Genomic DNA, 18,134 nt, shown 5'->3' on the forward strand with positions numbered 1-18,134 from the left:
AATTGGGGGTTCATTCTCCATCAATTCTTAACTATCTTTGAAAACAGATGCCGGCTTTAAATGCAGTTACTTAAATCCGTTTACACAATCTATTTTATACTCTCAACTGAAACTAATTTTTGTTCCGTTTCTTGTTATTGCAATATGCGTTAGCCTGGGCATAAAGCTCCTCATCTGGCTTTAAAGGGCTTAATGTGCGCTCTGCGTTTACTTGTATCTTCTATACCTTTCCCATATACATCAGTCAACCTGTAAATTTGGGTTGCACCTGCCTTCACTCCGCTAAGTTTTTCCAATACCTCGCTGCAATTTTCGTAACAATCCATCTGCCCTGCATAGACTATTTTTTCCTGCACCAAGGGGCTAATCTGAAAACCATTTTTCCCTTTACTGAAGGGATGGGTGTTTGCAATGCTTATTTCTCCAAACTGTGTCAAAGTTTTTTTTACGCGACAATTTGGAATGTCCCCCTCACGATTAACTCAGCACTACTTGCCATTTTATTTTTACTTTTGCCACCTGTATTAGGTACAACCTTTAAAACTGATATTTCATGTTTGAGCCTGTAGTTACTGTAAAAGATGCTAATATATACCAGGGAGATAACCTTATTTTAAGCGATGTGAATTTTACGATTGAGCGCGGTGAGTTTGTTTACCTCGTGGGCAAAACCGGCACCGGCAAAAGCAGCCTTTTAAAAACACTGTATGGCGAACTGCCGCTTAAAGAAGGCGACGCTACGGTGGCAGGTTATAACCTGAGAGAAATGAACTGGAAGAAAGTGCCTTTTCTGCGCCGTAACCTGGGTGTTGTTTTCCAGGATTTCCAGTTGCTTACCGACAGGAATGTGAATGAAAACCTGCGCTTTGTTTTAAAGGCGACAGGCTGGAAAGACGAGAAACTGATTGACGAAAAAATTGCCGATGTGCTCGACAAGGTGGGCCTTAAAAGCAAGGGCTTTAAAATGACGTTTGAACTGAGCGGCGGCGAACAGCAGCGTGTGGATATAGCAAGGGCCTTGCTTAACTCTCCTAAGCTTATCCTGGCCGATGAGCCTACCGGCAACCTCGACCCCGAAACCAGTGATGAAATTATGCAGTTGCTGGTGAGCATTTGTAAAGATTACGGCACTTCTATCATCATGGCCACACACGATTTTATGGTGATAAGTAAATACCCGTCCCGCATGCTTAAAACCGAACGCAGTAAAGTGTTTGACAGTGCAGTGGCGGAAGTGTAAAGAAGTTTGAGCGTTTACAGCTTCACTTGTTCACGAGTTATTGTTTTCTCTGTTTAAAGTTGTGAATGTATAAGGTTTAAAGTTTACGGGTTTACTTGTAAACAGATTGTTTTGCGGGTGGCAGCTTTTGCAGCGAACCAACCTGTGAACGCGTGAACTTATTAAAAAGTACTATTTCTTCTTTTTATACTTTATTTCAACCGCTACAACGCCTGCATCAACCATATCAATTCTTCGTGCAGCTTTTTTACTGAGGTCAATAATCCTCCCCTGCACAAACGGGCCGCGGTCGGTAATGCGCACTTTCACGCTTTGATGATTGGTAAGGTTTACAACCTTAACCCTGGTTCCCAACGGTAATGTTTTATGCGCTGCAGTTAATTTATGCTGGCTGAATTTTTTGCCGTTGGCCATTGGCCTGCGCACAAATTTATCAGCGTAATAAGAAGCTTTACCGGTTTCAGTTATGTATTTGCCGCAGGATGAAAAAATCAAACATGTTAAACAGGATAAAAGAAGGATTTTATTCATTGATAATTCATGTCTTCCTGGATTTCATAATTAAATTCCAACTGGGCTGAGAGTATATTAAAGCTTTTGCGGTGATACCTGCACAGGCCATGCATTTCTATAGCGCGGCGATGTTCAATCGTGCCATAACCTTTGTTCTGGGCCCAGTTATAGTGCGGAAATTCATTATGCAGTTGCTGCATATATTCATCGCGGTATGTTTTGGCAAGAATACTTGCTGCAGCAATGCTCGCATACATGCCATCGCCCTTTATTATACATTGATGTTGTATGTTGCGCCAGGGCGTAAAACGGTTGCCATCAACCAGTATCAATGCCGGCTCAACCGGTAATTGCTCCAGTGCAAGGTGCATGGCTTTAAATGAAGCTTTTAAAATATTAATGGAATCAATTTCATCGTTATTAATCATTGCTACGGCATAATACAGCGCTTTTTCTTCTATGTACATACGCAAGGTATCGCGCTGGCCTGGTGTTAGTTGCTTACTGTCGTTTAATACAGGGTGATAAAAATTTTTTGGCAGGATAACAGCAGCAGCACAAACAGGGCCTGCAAAACAGCCACGGCCCGCTTCATCGCACCCGGCTTCAATATGCTTTTTTCTGAAATAAGGCTTTAACACGGCTGTTTGCAAATTTTGAAAGCAAAGTACTGCATTCCGTTTTGTAAGAATGGATTTATCAACGGCTGTTAATAAATTTTATGAGGAATCTGTTTACACTTTTGAAATAAACCACATAGGTACATAGTTTTTTAGCACAGACAAGGACAAAAGCGGGACAAAGGTTTTTCATCGAAAATGAAAATACTATGGTTTACTTTGTACTTCACTTAATGCTGAATACATTTTCCTAAATAATTACTATGTTAACCATCAGCTACCGGTCTGACGCTTTTCAAGTGATAAAAATGGATTAAGCGGTTTCCTGAAGCGTCTGACCGTTATTCATAATCAATCTTAACCAAATAACTCAGCAGCTTCTTAAATTCTGTAATTTCATTTTTATAAGCAAGCAGCATGTCGTTTACCAAAGATTATCTCCAGAAAATAATACCTGTGTTTAAAGCAAAGCCTTCGCATGCAGTGTTACGCTTTAACCCTTCTCTCGAAACTGCGCGGGAAGAACCTGAAACAATAAAGGTTGAAGTGTTCGATTATAATGCCAAAGCAATTGACCACCATGAATACAATTCTGTATATGGCTGTGATAAGTTTAAGGATAATGACCGGGTAACCTGGATAAATGTGGATGGTTTAAAAAAGAACGATGTTGAAATTATCTGTAAGGAATATGATGTTCATCCTTTACTGGTTGAAGATATATTGAGTGTTGGGCAACGTGCCAAAATGGATGATCTGGATAATATATTGTTCTGTTTAATGAATATGCTTTATTATAATACTGCATCCAATTGCATAGAAACAGAGCAGGTAAGCATTGTGCTGGGAAAAGATTTTGTGCTCAGTTTCCAGGAAGAGGCCAACCGTGATGTATTTAATCCTGTAAGGGAAAAACTGAAAATAAATACCAGCAAGTTAAGACTGGCCGGCGCTGATTATTTGTGCTATTCACTGATTGATATAATTGTTGATAACTATTATACCGTGCTTGAATTATTAGGCGAGCGTATTGAGATACTGGAAGAAGAAATCATACGCCGTGGCGATACACGTTCGCTCGCCATGATAAATGGTTTGCGCAAAGAAATGATCCTTCTGAAACGCAATGTTGGCCCTGCACGTGAAGTAATCAATGGTTTTCTGCGCAGCGACAGCGATTTACTGAATGAAAGAACAACCAAATATTTTAAGGATGTATATGACCACATTGTGCAGGCAAATGATCTTGTGGAAACCTATCGTGATATGATGATGAGCATGCAGGACCTGTATTTAAACAAAGTGAACCTGCGCTTAAATGAAGTAATGAAAGTTATGGCGATTGTAACCTGTTTAATGGCGCCTGCAACAGTTATAGGCGGCATATTCGGGATGAATTTTGAGAGCATACCTTACCTGCATAACAAATATGGCTTTTTTGCAGCGGTTGCCTTAATGCTTTTAATACCTGTGTTTATGATCTACGCGTTTAAAAAACGCGGATGGTTTAAGCGCTGAGGATTATATATTTTTACTCATCATCCATTCCTTAAACATATCAAAAGAAGGCTGCATTTCAAGGCTTTGCTTTTCCCGGCTAAGCAGGTATTCAACGCTGTCCGGCACTTCAATTTTTTTATTGATAACAGCTTCAACCACATCCGGGAATTTTACGGGATGCGCCGTTTCGAGGAATATGCCCGGAGGCGGTGGCACATTACTGTCATCAAAAGCATTGTTATCCCATTTCGTGTATTCATCCAGGGCATAATAGGCTACAGCGCCATGCGGGTCTAAGATATAATTACATTTTTCAAATACATTTTTAATGGTTTCTTCGGTAGTTATATCATCAATGCTTACACTGCTGAGCATTGATTTTAAACTTTCTGTTTCCTGGTGGAACAATTCAAGAATGCGGATAAAGTTGCTTGGATTGCCCACATCCATTGCGTTTGAAATGGTTGCTATGGATTCTTTTGGCTGATAGTTGCCTGTTTCCAGGAAACGCGGCACCACATCATTGGCATTGCAGGCAGCAATAAAATGTTTAACCGGCAAGCCTGAAATATGCGCCAGTATGCCCGCACAAATGTTGCCAAAATTACCGCTGGGCACGCTGATGATGGGCGGTTCATCCTGATCCCATTGCTGGTAAGCATAGAAATAATATAACTGTTGCGGCAGCCATCTTGCCACGTTAATAGAATTGGCTGATGTAAGCGAATACTTAGCAGCAAGGTCTGCATCTGCGAAAGCCTGTTTTACCATGCTTTGGCAATCGTCAAAGCTGCCGGTTACTTCAATGGCTGTAATATTTTCGCATAGTGTGGTTAACTGCAATTCCTGTACAGGGCTAACTTTTTTTGAAGGATATAATATGATCACATCAACACCTTCAACGCCAAGAAAACCATTGGCAACAGCACCGCCTGTATCGCCGGATGTTGCCACCAGCACGGTTGTTTTTTGGTCTTTATTACGGTTGAAATACCCGAGGCAGCGGCTCATGAACCTTGCGCCCACATCTTTAAAGGCCAGCGTAGGGCCGTGAAACAGTTCCAGTGAATAAATGTTATCGCTCACTTTCACCAATGGAAAATCAAAGCTGATGGTTTCGTTTACAATATGCTGCAACACATCATCAGGAATACTTCCGCCAACAAAAGGCTTCATGACAGCGAAACCAATTTCTTCTTTTGAATACGACTTTATATTGCCAATAAAATCTTTAGACAATGTTGGAATTGATTCGGGAAAATATAATCCTTTTCCAGGCGCCTGGCCTTTAACGGCGGCTTCTTCAAACGAAGCCCATGCCCCCGGAGCCCCCAACCCCTGAAGGGGAGTATTGTACGTCGCTAAATTATTTTTGAGAACCTTATATTTCATGCTGGTTAATATTTTTTATTGCACTTTGGCTAAAGCCAGTTCTTATATGCTTTCTTATGTCCCAAGACTAAAGTCTTTGGTTAAATAAATCATCGTTCTAATCAACCATATTAAAAAGCATTAATCAATTTTTTTTTATTAAAATAACCTGTAATGCATTTTCAATCATCTAACCCAAGACTTTAGCCAAGTCTGCTTCATTATATCCCAAACTCTCTATAAAGTATTTGTACTTTTTTCATGAAAGTTTGTTTTTTATAATGCTCTCGTTGGTTTTTATAGACTTTAAACTTAACCCAGGGCTTCAGCCCTGGGAACTTGCAGCCTGAACAGAAACCGGCTTTAGCCAAAGTCTGCTTCAGTATATCCTAAACTTTCAATGAAGTGTTTATACTCATCCATGAAAGTTTGCTTTTTATGATGTTCCTGCTGGTTTTTATAGACTTTAAACTTAACCCAAGGCTTTAGACTTGGGAGCTCGCAGCCCGTATAGTGATTGGCTTTAGCCAAAGTCTGCCTCAGCATATCCCAAACTTTCTATAAAGTGTTTGTATTCATCCATGAAAGTTTGCTTTTTATGATGTTCCTGCTGGTTATCTATATATGCTCTCACTGCATCAACCCTGCTTTCACTAACTGAAGTTGCAAAATATTTGTCTGCCCATTCCAGCTTCTCTTTTAACAAATCAGCTCTGTTAATCCAAAAAGCACTTTCCCCTTTTAATAACTGCATTTGCTTTGAAATGCTATTATCACTTTTTAGAAGCATTAAAGAATGAATATGCTCATCATAACCATTAATTCTGTCAATATAAATTCCTTTATCCTTAGCATTGGAATGGATATGTGTGCATACCTCGCTTAAAACACCCGGTTTCAAAACAGGCACTCTATTCTTGGTTGCCCAAACAGCATGTATCCAGATTTTGATATAAGACATAGAATTGATTTAAAGAACTTTGGCTAAAGCCAATTTTGTTTTAGCTTTCCTAATCCCAAGACTAAAGTCCTGGGTTAATGCAATTCCCCTTAATATTTTAATCATACAAATCCTGCCTGTCCCGTAAAGCGGGAATTCAGGCAATCTTCACGCCTTCTTTATTAATGGTGGTTACATGCGTATGATAGGCAACGCCCATTTTATCATAAATGCTTTTCATGGCAGCTTCAACAGCACAGGCTGTTTGAGCATCTTTGCTGAGCATAAAGATAGAAGGCCCGGAACCCGATATGCCGCCGCCCAAAGCGCCTGCTTCCCTGCTTGCCTTTTTAATATCATCAAATCCGGGGATCAATATGCTGCGCACAGGTTCAATAATAAAATCTTCCAGCGAACGGCCGATCAAATCATAGTCATGCTTGATGAAGCCTGCCACAAGCCCGGCAATATTGCCCCATTGTTTAATAGCATCTTTTAATAAAACCTGCTGCTTTAAAATTTGTCTTGCATCTGAAGTGCGCACTTCTATCTGCGGGTGCACAACGGTTACATGCAATGGCGGCGCATCAATGCTGATAATGTCCAAAGGAAAAACAGAACGTATCAATGTAACGCCGCCATAAATGCAGGGCGCAATATTATCTGCATGTTTTACACCGCAGGCCACCTTTTCGCCGTTCATGGCAAAACGCACCAAATCCTGTTTTGTAAAACGGTTGCCTAATAAATGATTGGCAGCAACTACAACGCCGGCGGCGCTTGCTGCGCTGGAACCAATACCACTGCCCGGCATGATCGTTTTTTTGCTGGTTAATTTCAACCCTTTTATATCTGTAGCTTCTTCCAGCAATGCAAGCAATGCGGCGCCGCTTACATTTTTCTCCGCTTCGGTGGGCAAATCGAAATCATCGTTGTTGATGATGTGGACGCCCGGCTCATTGCTTATTTCTACAATAAGTTCATCACAAGGACAATCCAACGCAAAACCGAGAATATCAAAACCGCAAACGATGTTGGCGACAGTAGCAGGTGAAAGTACAGCCGCAGTCCCCAAGCCCCCGGCCCCTGAAGGGGAGTTTTGCAGATCGCTAATTTCATTTTTAATTTTTTCGAGCACTGTTTCCAATTTGGTAATTACTTCATCATTTTTAAATCGTATAATTTTTAAGCCTAAGTCCTTAAGATTAGTTTCACGTTCAATGTCATGCCGTTTTACATCTTCATTGTTATGTATTTCGCCGTCAACCTCAATAATCAGCTTTAATTTATGGCAATAAAAATCTGCAACGTAAATTGAGAGCGGATGCTGTCTTCTGAACTTTAAGTTCCACTCATTTATTTTTAAATAATTCCATAATAATTCTTCTGCGTGGGTCATCCTGTTTCTCAGTTCTTCCGCTTTTTTGAATATTAAAGGATGAGCGCCATAGTGCATGCCTAAGCCCCCATCCCTTGAAGGGGAGAAAAAAAATCTCTCTGAAAGAACTGATTTCATTGATCAAAGATAAATATCGTTGTAATGATTGAATAACTCCCTTCAGGGTTGGGGCTTTGCCTATACCCTCGCCACCCTTATTATATCAGCAAATACACCGCTCGCGGTTACATCAGCACCGGCGCCGGCGCCTTTTACAACCAGCGGTTGTTCAGGATAACGTTGTGTGTAAAACAAAACGATATTGTCTTTGCCATACAAATGATAAAAATCTGAATCAGCAGGGATATGCTTTAAGCCCACATTGGCATCCTTATTGCCTGAAGGGGTATTGGTAAACTCTGCTACAAATTTGAGCTTGCAGTTTTCAGCAGCCGCTTTATTGTATAAATTTTTGAAATGATCTTCATATTTCAACAGCGACTTATAAAAATCATCCACATTTCCTTCAAAACATTCTTCCGGTAAAAAACCGTTATTGGTGATATCTTCCATTTCAAGCTGCTCGCCGGCTTCCCGTGCAAGGATTAATATCTTGCGCATTACATCTGTTCCGCCCAGGTCAAGCCTTGGATCGGGCTCTGTATAACCTTCATCCTGCGCCTGTTTTACTACTTCTGCAAACGGCCTTGTGGCATCATAATTATTGAATACAAAATTTAAAGTGCCGGATAACACAGCTTGTATTCTGGTTACCACATCGCCGCTTCTTCTTAAATCATTCAATGTGCCGATAACCGGCAAACCTGCGCCCACATTGGTTTCAAACAGGAACAGCGCATTGTATTCCTTTGCGAGCGATTTTAATTCGATGTAATGTGAATATGGTGCAGAAGCTGCAATCTTGTTGCAGGCAACAACTGAAACGGCTTTTGACAAAAGCTGCTCATATACTTTTGCAACTTCTTCATTGGCCGTTACATCAACCAAAACGGAGTTGCGGAGGTTTTTCTGAATAATGGTCTCAGCAAATTTAGTCAACTGCATAGGCTCGCCCTGCTCTTTCAACGCTTCTTTCCATTGTTTTAAATTGATGTCGTAGCCATTATCTGCAAACAACATTTTCTTACTGTTGGCAATGCCTGTTACACGCACCTGCAGGTTTAAATGCTCCTGCAAAAATGTTTGCTGCTGTAATATCTGGCCCAACAATTTGCCGCCAACATTTCCAACACCGATAATAAAAATGTTGAGTTGCTTATATACATTTTCAAAGAAGGCTTCATGCAAAACGTTTACCGCTTTCTTTATATCGGCGTGTGTAATTACAGCCGATATATTTCTTTCTGATGAGCCTTGTGCAATCGCCCTTACATTAATGCCATTTCTTCCCAAAGCATCAAACATACGGCCGCTTATGCCAGGGTGGCTTTTCATTTTATCGCCAACGAGCGCAATAACCGAATGCTCTGTTTCAACTTTTAAGGGTTCAACTTTAGCCTGTGCAATTTCTATTTCGAAAGTTTTATCAACAACCTCTTTGGCGTTAACCGCGTCACTTGTATTTACGGCCACACAAATAGAATGTTCTGATGAGCTTTGCGTTATCAATACCACATTGATATTAGCGTTTGCCAGGGCTTCGAACAGGCGTTTTGAAAAGCCTGGTATGCCAATCATGCCGCTGCCTTCCAAACTTAACAGGGCTATAGCGTTAATGCTTGAGATGCCGGTAACAATATCGCCATCATGTTTAACCGTGCTGTCAATCACTGTACCTGCATCGTTGGGAGCAAATGTGTTTTTAACCCAGGTGGGAATATTTTTTTGACGCACCGGCTGAATGGTGGGCGGGTAAACCACCTTTGCCCCAAAATGTGACAGCTCCATCGCTTCCTGGTAAGAAATGCGTTCAATGGGTTTTGCGTTAGGCACCCAGCGCGGATCGGCGGTCATCATACCACTTACATCCGTCCATATCTCAAGAGAATCTGCATTTAATGCGGAAGCGTAAATGGCCGCCGTGTAATCGCTGCCGCCGCGGCCTAATGTAGTTGTATTATTGTTGTTGTCGCTGGAAATAAAACCCGGCGCTAAAAAAATATTTTTATCTACAGCCTCAATAGTGGTTGTAATAAGCTGGTTGGTGGTTTCAAAGTTTACCGCGGCAAAACCAAAATGGCTGTTGGTTTTAATAAGCTTGCGGGAATCGAGCCATTCTACATCAACATGCCTGGATTGTAAAAAGGCCGTAATGATTTTTGATGACAGCCATTCGCCAAAACTAATGATGCGGTCTTTTGTGCGCAACGACAATTCTTTCAAATAAAAAACGCTGTTACAAATTTCTTCCAGTTCATTAAATTGCTGCTTGATCATGCTGAGGCAACTGCTTTGGTGCGTTACCGGCAACAAAGCGCGGGCAGTATCCAGGTGTTTCTTTTCGAGCTCTTTCAAAACTTCTTTATACGTTTCATTTGTTTGCTCTGCCAGCGTGCCGGCTTTAATCAATGCATCTGTAACACCGCCCAAAGCGCTCACTACCACCACCTGCTGCTCCGTATTTGCCATAACAATGGCGGCAACCTTTTGTATATTCTCTGCATTTGCAACCGATGAGCCGCCAAATTTTAAAACTTTCATCCTGTGAAATTTACTTTGTCAATTTTTTGGGATTGCAAAGAAACATTAAACTAATGGCTTTGGCTAACTAAAAAACAATTATATCAGGCAAATATTTTTAAATACTTATGAATGTTAGTTTTCAGGTTAAGCCACTTCTTCAACCTAGCGCATCTAAACTATACACTCTACTTATAAGTATATTTGAACAGCAATGAATTTTTACACTTACTGCATCAATTTAATGCGAAAGACCATAAATTTTTACAACAACTGGCTTCTTAAAGCGCTGGTATTAACCGCAGTAAGCACTATATCCATCTTACAAAAAACGACAGCGCAGTATAATCCGGGATTAAACAAAGACAGCCTTCACCGTATTACAGCAGTTTTGCCCGATGATACTTCCAAAGTGCTTCATCTTATTTTATTAGGCCAGCAATATGAAAATAATATTCCTGACTCTGCCATATTTTTTTATAACCAGGCTAAAGAAATAAGCACAAAAATTAATTATCCTGCGGGCATTGTTCGTTACATAAATAACTACACTGCCATCCTGAATGTGCAGGGCAAGTTTGACGAATCGCTGCGCCTGCATCAACAGGCAGCAGCATTATGCAGGCAATACGGGTTGAAAGACCTCTATATAAAATCGCTGGTAAACATTGGCGTTGTTTATCAATACAAGCAGGATTATGAAGCTGCCGCTAACCATTATTTAAAAAACCTGCATTTGCTGGAAGAAACCGGTGACAACCAGATGCTTTCTTTTATTTATGGAAACCTGTGCGGAGTTTATCTTGACCTTGGCCAATACAGCGAGGCGTATGCCTATGCCGTCAAGGAATTAACTGCTGCCGGAAAAACAAATGATACTTATACGATGGCTTCAGCTTATAACAATATGGCCAATGCATTAAAAGACCTTGATGAACCGGAAAAAGCCATTGCCTACCTGCAAAAAGCTTATGCTGCGGGCAATAAGCTCAACGATATAAATACGATGGAAACCGCCCTTATAAATATGGGCGACCTTTTTAATAAAATATATATGCCGGCAAAGGCAATGAAAGCTTTTTCAGAGGCATTGCCGCTTACAGATTCGCTGGATGATGTTTATGGCAAATCGCTTGTTTTGCATGGCATTGCCTATAGTTTTTACCTCTATAAAAAATACCCCGAAGCATTAAGCAAGGCAGAAACCGCATTATTGTTTGCACAACAATATGAGCAAAACGAAACCCAAAAAAAACTGCTGCTATTGTTATCGGATATTAAGATAGCAACAGGCGACATTAAAGCTTCCGATCAATTCAGAAACAGGTATGATTCCCTCAACACAGCTATAGCAAATGCAGGCCTGCTGAAAGATATCAAGGTAATGGAATCTAAATATGAAATTGAAAAAAAGCAATCGCAGATATTAAAACAAAACCTGTTGCTGGAACAAAAGGACAGGCAGGCCGCAAAACAACGCACATTATTACTGGCATCTGTTGCGGGAATTGTATTCATGTTATTGTTACTGCTGGCAGGCTTCAGGTACTACCGGCAAAAACAGCAGTTGAACAAAAATGAAATGCAGGCGATGCAGACACTGCAGGAAAATATACGCCTTAAATCTTTAATAGAAGGCCAGTTGCAGGAACGCAGGCGCATAAGCCAGGAAATGCACGACGATATCAGTTCCGGGTTAACGTCTATGCTGTTTTTAAGCCGCTCTGTACAGGGACAGGAAACCATTACTTCTAAACTTAAAAACCTTTCGCAGGACCTTGTACAGAAGATGAATGAGATTATCTGGACAATGAACTTTGACCAGGATACACTTGAAAACCTCGTAGCTTACATGCGCAAGCAAATTGCCGAAACATTGGATAATGCCGGCATTGCTTATTCGTTTGCTGTTACTGATTTTTTACCGCCAAAGACCGTAAGCCAGGAATTCAGGCGCAATATTTATCTCGCCGGTAAAGAAGCGGTGCATAATATTATTAAGCACGCCGGCGCCACAAAAGTTACGATAACTATTGAAGCAGACGAATTGCTGCATGTTATAATAAGCGATAACGGTAAAGGTTTCAGCAATACCAATATTAGATTCGGCAACGGGGTTAAAAATATGCGGCAACGCATGCAACTGCTAAACGGCAGTATTGAAATTATAAACAACCACGGAACAACCGTTATATTAACCGCACCAATGCCTTTATAACTTTTGTTATAATAATTCTGTTGCGTTGTAAAAGAACTTTGTGTTATGAATTTTATTGCAATAAGTATTGTGGAAGATATTTCAGATATACGCGAAGGCATGCGTTTCCTGGTAAATCAAACACCGGGCTTTAAATGCATTTCTGTATATGATAATGCTGAAGATGCTTTTAAAGGCCTTCCTGCAGATGCGCCGGATATTGTTATTATGGATATTGCTTTGCCTCAAAGTACCGGCATAGATTGCATAAAAAAATTGAAGGCAAAAAGTGTTGCGATGCAGTTTATGGTGTTTACCGTTTACGAAGACAGCAACCAGGTATTTGAAGCATTAGCGGCCGGCGCCAATGGTTACCTGCTTAAAAATACAGCGCCTGATAAAATTATTGCAGCTTTGCATGAATTATATGAAGGCGGCTCTCCGATGAGCCTTTCCATAGCAAGAAAAGTGGTGGCATCTTTTCAAAAGCCTGTTGAAAATAATCAATTGTCAAACCGCGAAATGGATGTGCTTACTCTATTATCCAAAGGATATTTATATAAAGAAATAGCTGAAAAGCTCTTCATCAGTACCGGCACCGTAAAACAGCATATACACAACATTTACGAAAAACTACATGTGCAAAACCGCACAGAAGCGCTTAATAAAGTATTTGGCCGCAATGCCTGATTTCGCCTGTTTTTATCTATTGAAAATTATTTAAAATTTATTCAGATGAATATAGCATCGCAGGCTTCGCGGGAAATTTTATTTTATGTAAACCCAGGAAAATATTTTTCTTAAAGAATGTAACTTTTGTTCTATTGTGCATGGCTATGATGCTGTATAGTTTTGAGGTATTGTAAAACCTCAAAATAATTTTATGAAAAAGAAAATAATGCTATTTGCTGTGATTCTTATGCCTGTACTTGTATTTTCCCAAACAGCAAGAAAAGGCTGGTATGGCAGCCTCGGCCTTGGTTATGGATCGTATAAACTTGATTTATACAACTACAACAGCGGCAGCGATTCTTATGCTGATCAAAGTTTTTCACAACCTCTCATAAGGCTGGGTGTAGAGAAAAAATCAATAATAAACAAGGGCGGGTTTGTGCTCGATGCCGATGCAGAACTTACCGGCGGCTTTGGATTAAAAACCAGGAGCACTCTATCCGGCCCTACTACCAAGAATGAAAACAAAGGCTGGTCGCTTGGTATTAATGGTTTAGTAAAAGCTGGTTATGTATTAGGCAAAGAAAGCACTTCCATTACACCACTCATAGGCCTGGGGCCACATTTTATTTCGCTGCAAACGGGCTCCGGGGATGAAGGTTTCAGCAACAAAATTTATGGCCTGCAGGGCTTTATAGGTATTGATTTTAACCTCAGTAAAATTACAATGACTCCAAATATGCATGTAGGTATTGCCAACTGGGGCAGCTCAGACAGGTGGATAGGAAGCGCTGATAATGCCCAAAACGGCCAGCCTTCTATGTTTGAAGCCGGTATAAACGTGGCGGTGAGACTTTAAATAAAAAGCCTCTCGTGCAAGAGGCGTAATGTGATCCGGACAGGATTTAAACCTGTGACCCTCCCGATTAGAATCGGGATGCTCTATTCAACTGAGCTAATAAGTTTTTTAATAAACAGACTGCTTTTCATTTTTTTGATGAAAAGTTCTCTTTGCCTTGCCTGCTTTACTTCGGAAAATTCTTCTTTATAGACTAAAATCCACGGTATGCCTGTTCTGGTAAATTTTTCTTTGCCGCGATTGTGTTCAGCGAGCCTTCTCTCAATATCAGTTGTAGAACCGATATAGTATTTATTGAGTTTAGCGCTAAATAATATGTAGCAGTATGCAGGCATAAATTAAAAAGCCTCTTGCGAAAGAGGCGTAATGTGATCCGGACAGGATTCAAACCTGTGACCCACAGCTTAGAAGGCTGTTGCTCTATTCAGCTGAGCTACCGGACCGTATAAATTTTATTAAAGAACTTTTTAATTCAATCAGGATTTAAACCTGCGACCCTCCCGATCAGAATCGGGATGCTCTATTCAGCTGAGCTACCGGACCTTCGGAATAAACGCCGCAAAAGTAATTTTTAATTAGTTTGCATCCAAACCTAACACATTAAGTATGGATGTTAAAATTGAAGAAAGCTGGAAGAAAATTTTACACGCCGAATTCTCCAAATCTTACTTTGAAAATATTGTTGCTTTTCTCAAAACCGAAAAAGCGCAGAGTAAGGTTATTTACCCACCCGGCAGCCTTATCTTTAATGCGTTTGATAAAACACCGTTTAATGAACTCAAAGTGCTGTTACTGGGCCAGGACCCTTATCATGGCAAAGGCCAGGCGATGGGTTTGTCTTTTTCTGTTCCCAAAGGCGTACGGCCACCGCCCTCACTCATCAATATTTTTAAAGAATTGCACGATGATGCTGGTGTGCCAACACCAACCACCGGCGATTTAACGCCCTGGGCTGAGCAGGGTGTTATGTTGCTGAATGCTGCCTTAACTGTTCGGGCAGGCGAGCCCAATTCGCATGCAAAAATCGGCTGGCACCAGTTTACAGATGCTGTGATTAAAAAACTGTCTGATGAAAAAGAAGGCATCGTGTTTTTGCTGTGGGGCTCATTTGCACACCAGAAGCAGGAACTGATTGACCAAAGCAAGCATTATGTTTTAAAGGCAGCGCATCCTTCCCCTTACAGCGCCGATAAAGGCTTTTTTGGCTGCAGGCATTTCAGTAAAACAAATGAATTTCTTGTTAAGCAAAAACAACAGCCAATTGACTGGGCATTATAATCTACATGTGCTCATTTTTGCCGGCAAAAAAGATATTTTTGCAGGTATGATTACCTGGCAGGAAGTTACCTTACGTTTATTTCTCGCTGCAATTATGGGTGGCGCTGTGGGCATTGACAGGCAGCGTTATGAGTGGGCTGCAGGCCTGCGCACACACATGCTTGTATGTTTAGGTTCTGCACTTATAATGATTGTTTCAGCTTATGGTTTTGCAGGCGTTCAAATGGAGGGGCATATTGCTTTAGACCCATCAAGGGTGGCAGCGCAGGTTGTTAGCGGCATTGGGTTTTTAGGCGCCGGCACTATTTTGTTTTTAAAGCATGAAGTAGTAAAAGGCCTTACTACTGCAGCAGGCTTATGGACAGTGGCCGGTATCGGGCTTGCCGTGGGTGGCGGCCTTTATTTTGCAGCAGGTGCAGCAACTGTTTTGGTTTTAATTATACTTGTTATTATCAAACCTTATAAAAAGAAACTGATAGTTGAAAGAAGGCAAACCGAAATTCAGTTAAAGCTTAACCGGAAAAACATTTCGTTATCGCAACTTGAGGATATACTGAGCACAAATAATATTGCATACAATCATCTTAAGTTTTCCAACTTAAAAGAAGACAACATATATGCAGTTGAAATAAGAGTAAATAAAAGTATGTCTAATAAAACATTGCTCAGCTGTGTGGAATCACTAAACAATACAAACGGGATTCATGAAGTTGAGTTTAAACCGGCTGGTATTTAAGCGCCGCTTATCCATTTTTTGAAAGCTGCTGCGTTTTCCTGGCTTACAATAATTTCTTCGTTCAAAGGCAAAACCACTTCCACATTTATTTTGCTTTTTTCAATGCTTTTAAATTTGGTGATGTGATCTGCGTTTACAATATACTTCCTGTTTGCCCTGAAAAATTTTGTTTCATCGAGCATATCTTCCACATCAGCCAGCGAACTGGTTGTGCATAAAAATTTACGGTTGTCTTTATCTACTGCGAAAACAAGTTTATGCTCCGTAAAAAAGTAAACTATGTCATCCGGTTTAAGGCTTAAAAATTCAGTTCCTTTTTTTACAATGATCCTTGATTTGCTTTTTTTACTGTTTTGCAAATAATCAATAATAAAAGCATGATTATTAATAAAATGCTGCCTCAGATTTTTGTACTTATTCAATGCTACGGAAAGCCGGCCGGCATCTACCGGTTTTAATAAGTAATCAATGCAGTTATATTCAAAAGCTTCTGTCATATACCTGTCGTAAGCTGTTGTAAAAATCACGGGGCAGTTTACATGATCTTCCTTAAGCACATGAAAAGACAATCCATCCGAGAGGTGAATATCCATCAATATTAAATCGGGCACAGCATTATTATCCAGCCAGTTGAGGCTTTGTGCAATGCTGCCTGCTGTGCCTGCCACCTCAATGTTGTTGTCAATATTATTCAGGCACATTTTTAAATTTTCGAGCGCCGGCAATTCGTCTTCTGCTATAAAAACTTTCATGTTTTTTTATTTTGGCATAATCATATCTGCGGGTTTATAAACGGCAGCTTAACGGTGAAATAATCATTGTTTTTATATACAATTATATTCCTGCCCGTTAAAAGCTTATACCTGTTATCCAGGTTATGCAAGCCCGTGCCGGTTGAAGGCTGGGCATACGTTTTTTTAATTATCCTGTTTCTTATTACTATATTATTTGAGAACAGTGTTACACTTATGGAAAGCGGGTTTGCAGAACTGGCTTCATTATGCTTTATGGCATTTTCCAGCAGTATCTGTAACGAAATGGGCGGAAGAAAAGATTTTTCGGTGGTCAGGCTTTTAATTTCAATTATCATGTTTATAGCCTTGCCAAACCTTATCCTGAGCAAATAAAAGAAGTTGCTTAAAAATTCTAATTCATCCGCTGCCGGCACAAGATTTTTTTCCCGGCTTACCAGTATATAGCGGTAAACTTTAGCAAGCGTATCATTATATAAACGTGCATTCAAAGGATCTGACGAAATAAGATATGACAGTGTATTAAGCGAGTTAAAAAGAAAATGCGGATCTATCTGGTTCTTTAATGCAACCAATTCAGCATGCGTTTTGGCTATGTTTAATTGTTCAGCTCTTTTCTCCATATCCTGCTGCTGCTCTTTAAGGTAGAACATTTCATACAGATTGGTGATAAACAAAGCAGTGATAACTATAACAATAACCGGGACACAAATTTTTGCATAAGATGTGCTATCCTCTTTTGAAAAATTAAGCCACAAGAAGAGCCCGCCTGTTGCAATAAAGCTGGTATATAAAATAATAAAGCCATATAAAGCAAGAACGGTTTTGTAATATTCCCTGTATGGCAGCCAGAGGTTGTTTTTTAAAAATATAAGCAACCGTATATTACCTTCCCATATAAGCCAGCCAAGGGCAATAAAATAAGTATAAATGAACGATAACTGTAAAAAGCTGTACAGGTTATTGGTTATTATTTGAGTAATGTTTGCAATTGCCACAGCCAGCACCGGTACGGCTATAAGCTTTACGGCCCGATCTTTCTTTACAGAAGTTGGTGGCTTTGCAGAAAATAATATGGAAGCAGCAGATGCCATTTTTAGGTAATTCCTAACGTAATATTTATTTAAGATAACGTAATTAAAAAGTTAATAGTTGCAAACGGTGATATTTAAAAAATAAAGCGCTTTTCCTTTGTAAGACAACTTAAGCCTGCTAAACGCAGGTTTCGGTAAAAAAAAATCACGCTTTGGTAATGTTTAAGAAAACTTACCGGCAGAGGCATTATAGGTTTGGGCATAAGGATTTAAAATTTTTTTCTCATTTTAGACAACTACGGGTGGTTTTTACCACCTGTACTTTTTAAATCGCCATCCCTGAAAAGTTATGATCCTAAGATGATGATAGATTCAAAAGCTTATTACTGAACCAAATACCAGGC

16 protein-coding genes and 2 tRNA genes are annotated in these 18,134 nt (G+C 40.2%); 7 read left to right on the forward strand and 11 right to left on the reverse strand.

Annotation, left to right across the window (positions count from 1 at the left end; translation table 11 throughout):
- Positions 1–553 precede the first annotated feature (553 nt).
- Positions 554–1,240: a cell division ATP-binding protein FtsE gene (locus QM629_RS00005; RefSeq protein ID WP_415155890.1), complete on the forward strand. Its 687-nt coding sequence runs from the start codon at positions 554–556 to the stop codon at positions 1,238–1,240.
- 171 nt (positions 1,241–1,411) lie between these two features.
- Here QM629_RS00005 and QM629_RS00010 read toward each other — a convergent pair whose 3' ends face one another.
- Complete coding sequence (locus tag QM629_RS00010) at positions 1,412–1,735, reverse strand: septal ring lytic transglycosylase RlpA family protein (protein ID WP_415155892.1); 324 nt, start codon at positions 1,733–1,735, stop codon at positions 1,412–1,414.
- 32 nt (positions 1,736–1,767) lie between these two features.
- Positions 1,768–2,394 (reverse strand): ribonuclease HII, encoded by a 627-nt coding sequence (locus QM629_RS00015; protein WP_415155894.1) that lies wholly within the window; start codon positions 2,392–2,394, stop codon positions 1,768–1,770.
- Between the two features lie 396 nt (positions 2,395–2,790).
- Between QM629_RS00015 and corA the strand changes: the two genes are divergently transcribed.
- Complete coding sequence (gene corA, locus QM629_RS00020; protein ID WP_415155896.1) at positions 2,791–3,891, forward strand: magnesium/cobalt transporter CorA; 1,101 nt, start codon at positions 2,791–2,793, stop codon at positions 3,889–3,891.
- Positions 3,892–3,894: 3 nt separating this feature from the next.
- Here the strand turns inward: corA and thrC are convergent, their stop codons facing one another.
- The 4 genes from thrC to thrA all read right to left on the reverse strand — a co-directional run bounded on the left by thrC (position 3,895) and on the right by thrA (position 10,223).
- On the reverse strand, positions 3,895–5,265 hold the full coding sequence (gene thrC / locus QM629_RS00025; RefSeq protein ID WP_415155898.1) for a threonine synthase: 1,371 nt from the start codon (positions 5,263–5,265) through the stop codon (positions 3,895–3,897).
- Positions 5,266–5,767: 502 nt separating this feature from the next.
- On the reverse strand, positions 5,768–6,205 hold the full coding sequence (gene tnpA, locus QM629_RS00030; protein WP_415155900.1) for an IS200/IS605 family transposase: 438 nt from the start codon (positions 6,203–6,205) through the stop codon (positions 5,768–5,770).
- A gap of 136 nt (positions 6,206–6,341) precedes the next feature.
- Positions 6,342–7,700: a homoserine kinase gene (locus tag QM629_RS00035; protein WP_415155902.1), complete on the reverse strand. Its 1,359-nt coding sequence runs from the start codon at positions 7,698–7,700 to the stop codon at positions 6,342–6,344.
- 60 nt (positions 7,701–7,760) lie between these two features.
- Positions 7,761–10,223, reverse strand: coding sequence for a bifunctional aspartate kinase/homoserine dehydrogenase I (gene thrA / locus QM629_RS00040; RefSeq protein WP_415155904.1), 2,463 nt, complete (start codon positions 10,221–10,223; stop codon positions 7,761–7,763).
- A 223-nt stretch (positions 10,224–10,446) separates the two neighbouring features.
- Here thrA and QM629_RS00045 point away from each other — a divergent pair, with 223 nt between their 5' ends.
- The 3 genes from QM629_RS00045 (at position 10,447) to QM629_RS00055 (ending at position 13,930) form a co-directional block, all read left to right on the forward strand.
- Positions 10,447–12,420 (forward strand): tetratricopeptide repeat protein, encoded by a 1,974-nt coding sequence (locus QM629_RS00045; RefSeq protein WP_415155906.1) that lies wholly within the window; start codon positions 10,447–10,449, stop codon positions 12,418–12,420.
- A 45-nt stretch (positions 12,421–12,465) separates the two neighbouring features.
- Positions 12,466–13,089 (forward strand): response regulator, encoded by a 624-nt coding sequence (locus QM629_RS00050; RefSeq protein WP_415155908.1) that lies wholly within the window; start codon positions 12,466–12,468, stop codon positions 13,087–13,089.
- A gap of 193 nt (positions 13,090–13,282) precedes the next feature.
- Positions 13,283–13,930 carry a hypothetical protein gene (locus tag QM629_RS00055; RefSeq protein ID WP_415155910.1) on the forward strand — a complete coding sequence of 216 codons (648 nt, stop codon included), beginning with the start codon at positions 13,283–13,285 and terminating at the stop codon, positions 13,928–13,930.
- 34 nt (positions 13,931–13,964) lie between these two features.
- Here QM629_RS00055 and QM629_RS00060 read toward each other — a convergent pair.
- The 3 genes from QM629_RS00060 to QM629_RS00070 all read right to left on the reverse strand — a co-directional run bounded on the left by QM629_RS00060 (position 13,965) and on the right by QM629_RS00070 (position 14,373).
- Positions 13,965–14,028, reverse strand: a tRNA-Arg gene (locus QM629_RS00060).
- On the reverse strand, positions 14,014–14,265 hold the full coding sequence (locus tag QM629_RS00065; protein ID WP_415155912.1) for a GIY-YIG nuclease family protein: 252 nt from the start codon (positions 14,263–14,265) through the stop codon (positions 14,014–14,016). The genes QM629_RS00060 and QM629_RS00065 overlap by 15 nt, the downstream gene beginning before the upstream one ends.
- Before the next feature lie 34 nt (positions 14,266–14,299).
- Positions 14,300–14,373: transfer RNA gene (locus tag QM629_RS00070), tRNA-Arg, on the reverse strand.
- 163 nt (positions 14,374–14,536) lie between these two features.
- Between QM629_RS00070 and ung the strand changes: the two genes are divergently transcribed.
- Positions 14,537–15,208 carry a uracil-DNA glycosylase gene (gene ung, locus QM629_RS00075; protein ID WP_415155914.1) on the forward strand — a complete coding sequence of 224 codons (672 nt, stop codon included), beginning with the start codon at positions 14,537–14,539 and terminating at the stop codon, positions 15,206–15,208.
- Positions 15,192–15,944, forward strand: coding sequence for an MgtC/SapB family protein (locus QM629_RS00080; protein WP_415155916.1), 753 nt, complete (start codon positions 15,192–15,194; stop codon positions 15,942–15,944). Before ung ends, QM629_RS00080 begins: the two co-directional genes overlap by 17 nt.
- Here QM629_RS00080 and QM629_RS00085 read toward each other — a convergent pair.
- Both QM629_RS00085 and QM629_RS00090 read right to left on the reverse strand, forming a co-directional pair.
- The gene (locus QM629_RS00085) at positions 15,941–16,696 is read right to left on the reverse strand and encodes a LytR/AlgR family response regulator transcription factor (protein WP_415155918.1); all 756 of its coding nucleotides are present in this window, start codon (positions 16,694–16,696) and stop codon (positions 15,941–15,943) included. The two genes, QM629_RS00080 and QM629_RS00085, sit on opposite strands and share 4 nt — an antisense overlap.
- Positions 16,697–16,716: 20 nt before the next feature.
- A complete protein-coding gene (locus QM629_RS00090; RefSeq protein WP_415155920.1) occupies positions 16,717–17,790 on the reverse strand; it encodes a sensor histidine kinase in 1,074 nt (357 codons plus the stop codon).
- Between the last annotated feature and the right edge of the window lie 344 nt (positions 17,791–18,134).

The sequence above is a fragment of the Parafilimonas sp. genome (assembly GCF_047606085.1).
GTDB lineage: Bacteria > Bacteroidota > Bacteroidia > Chitinophagales > Chitinophagaceae > Parafilimonas.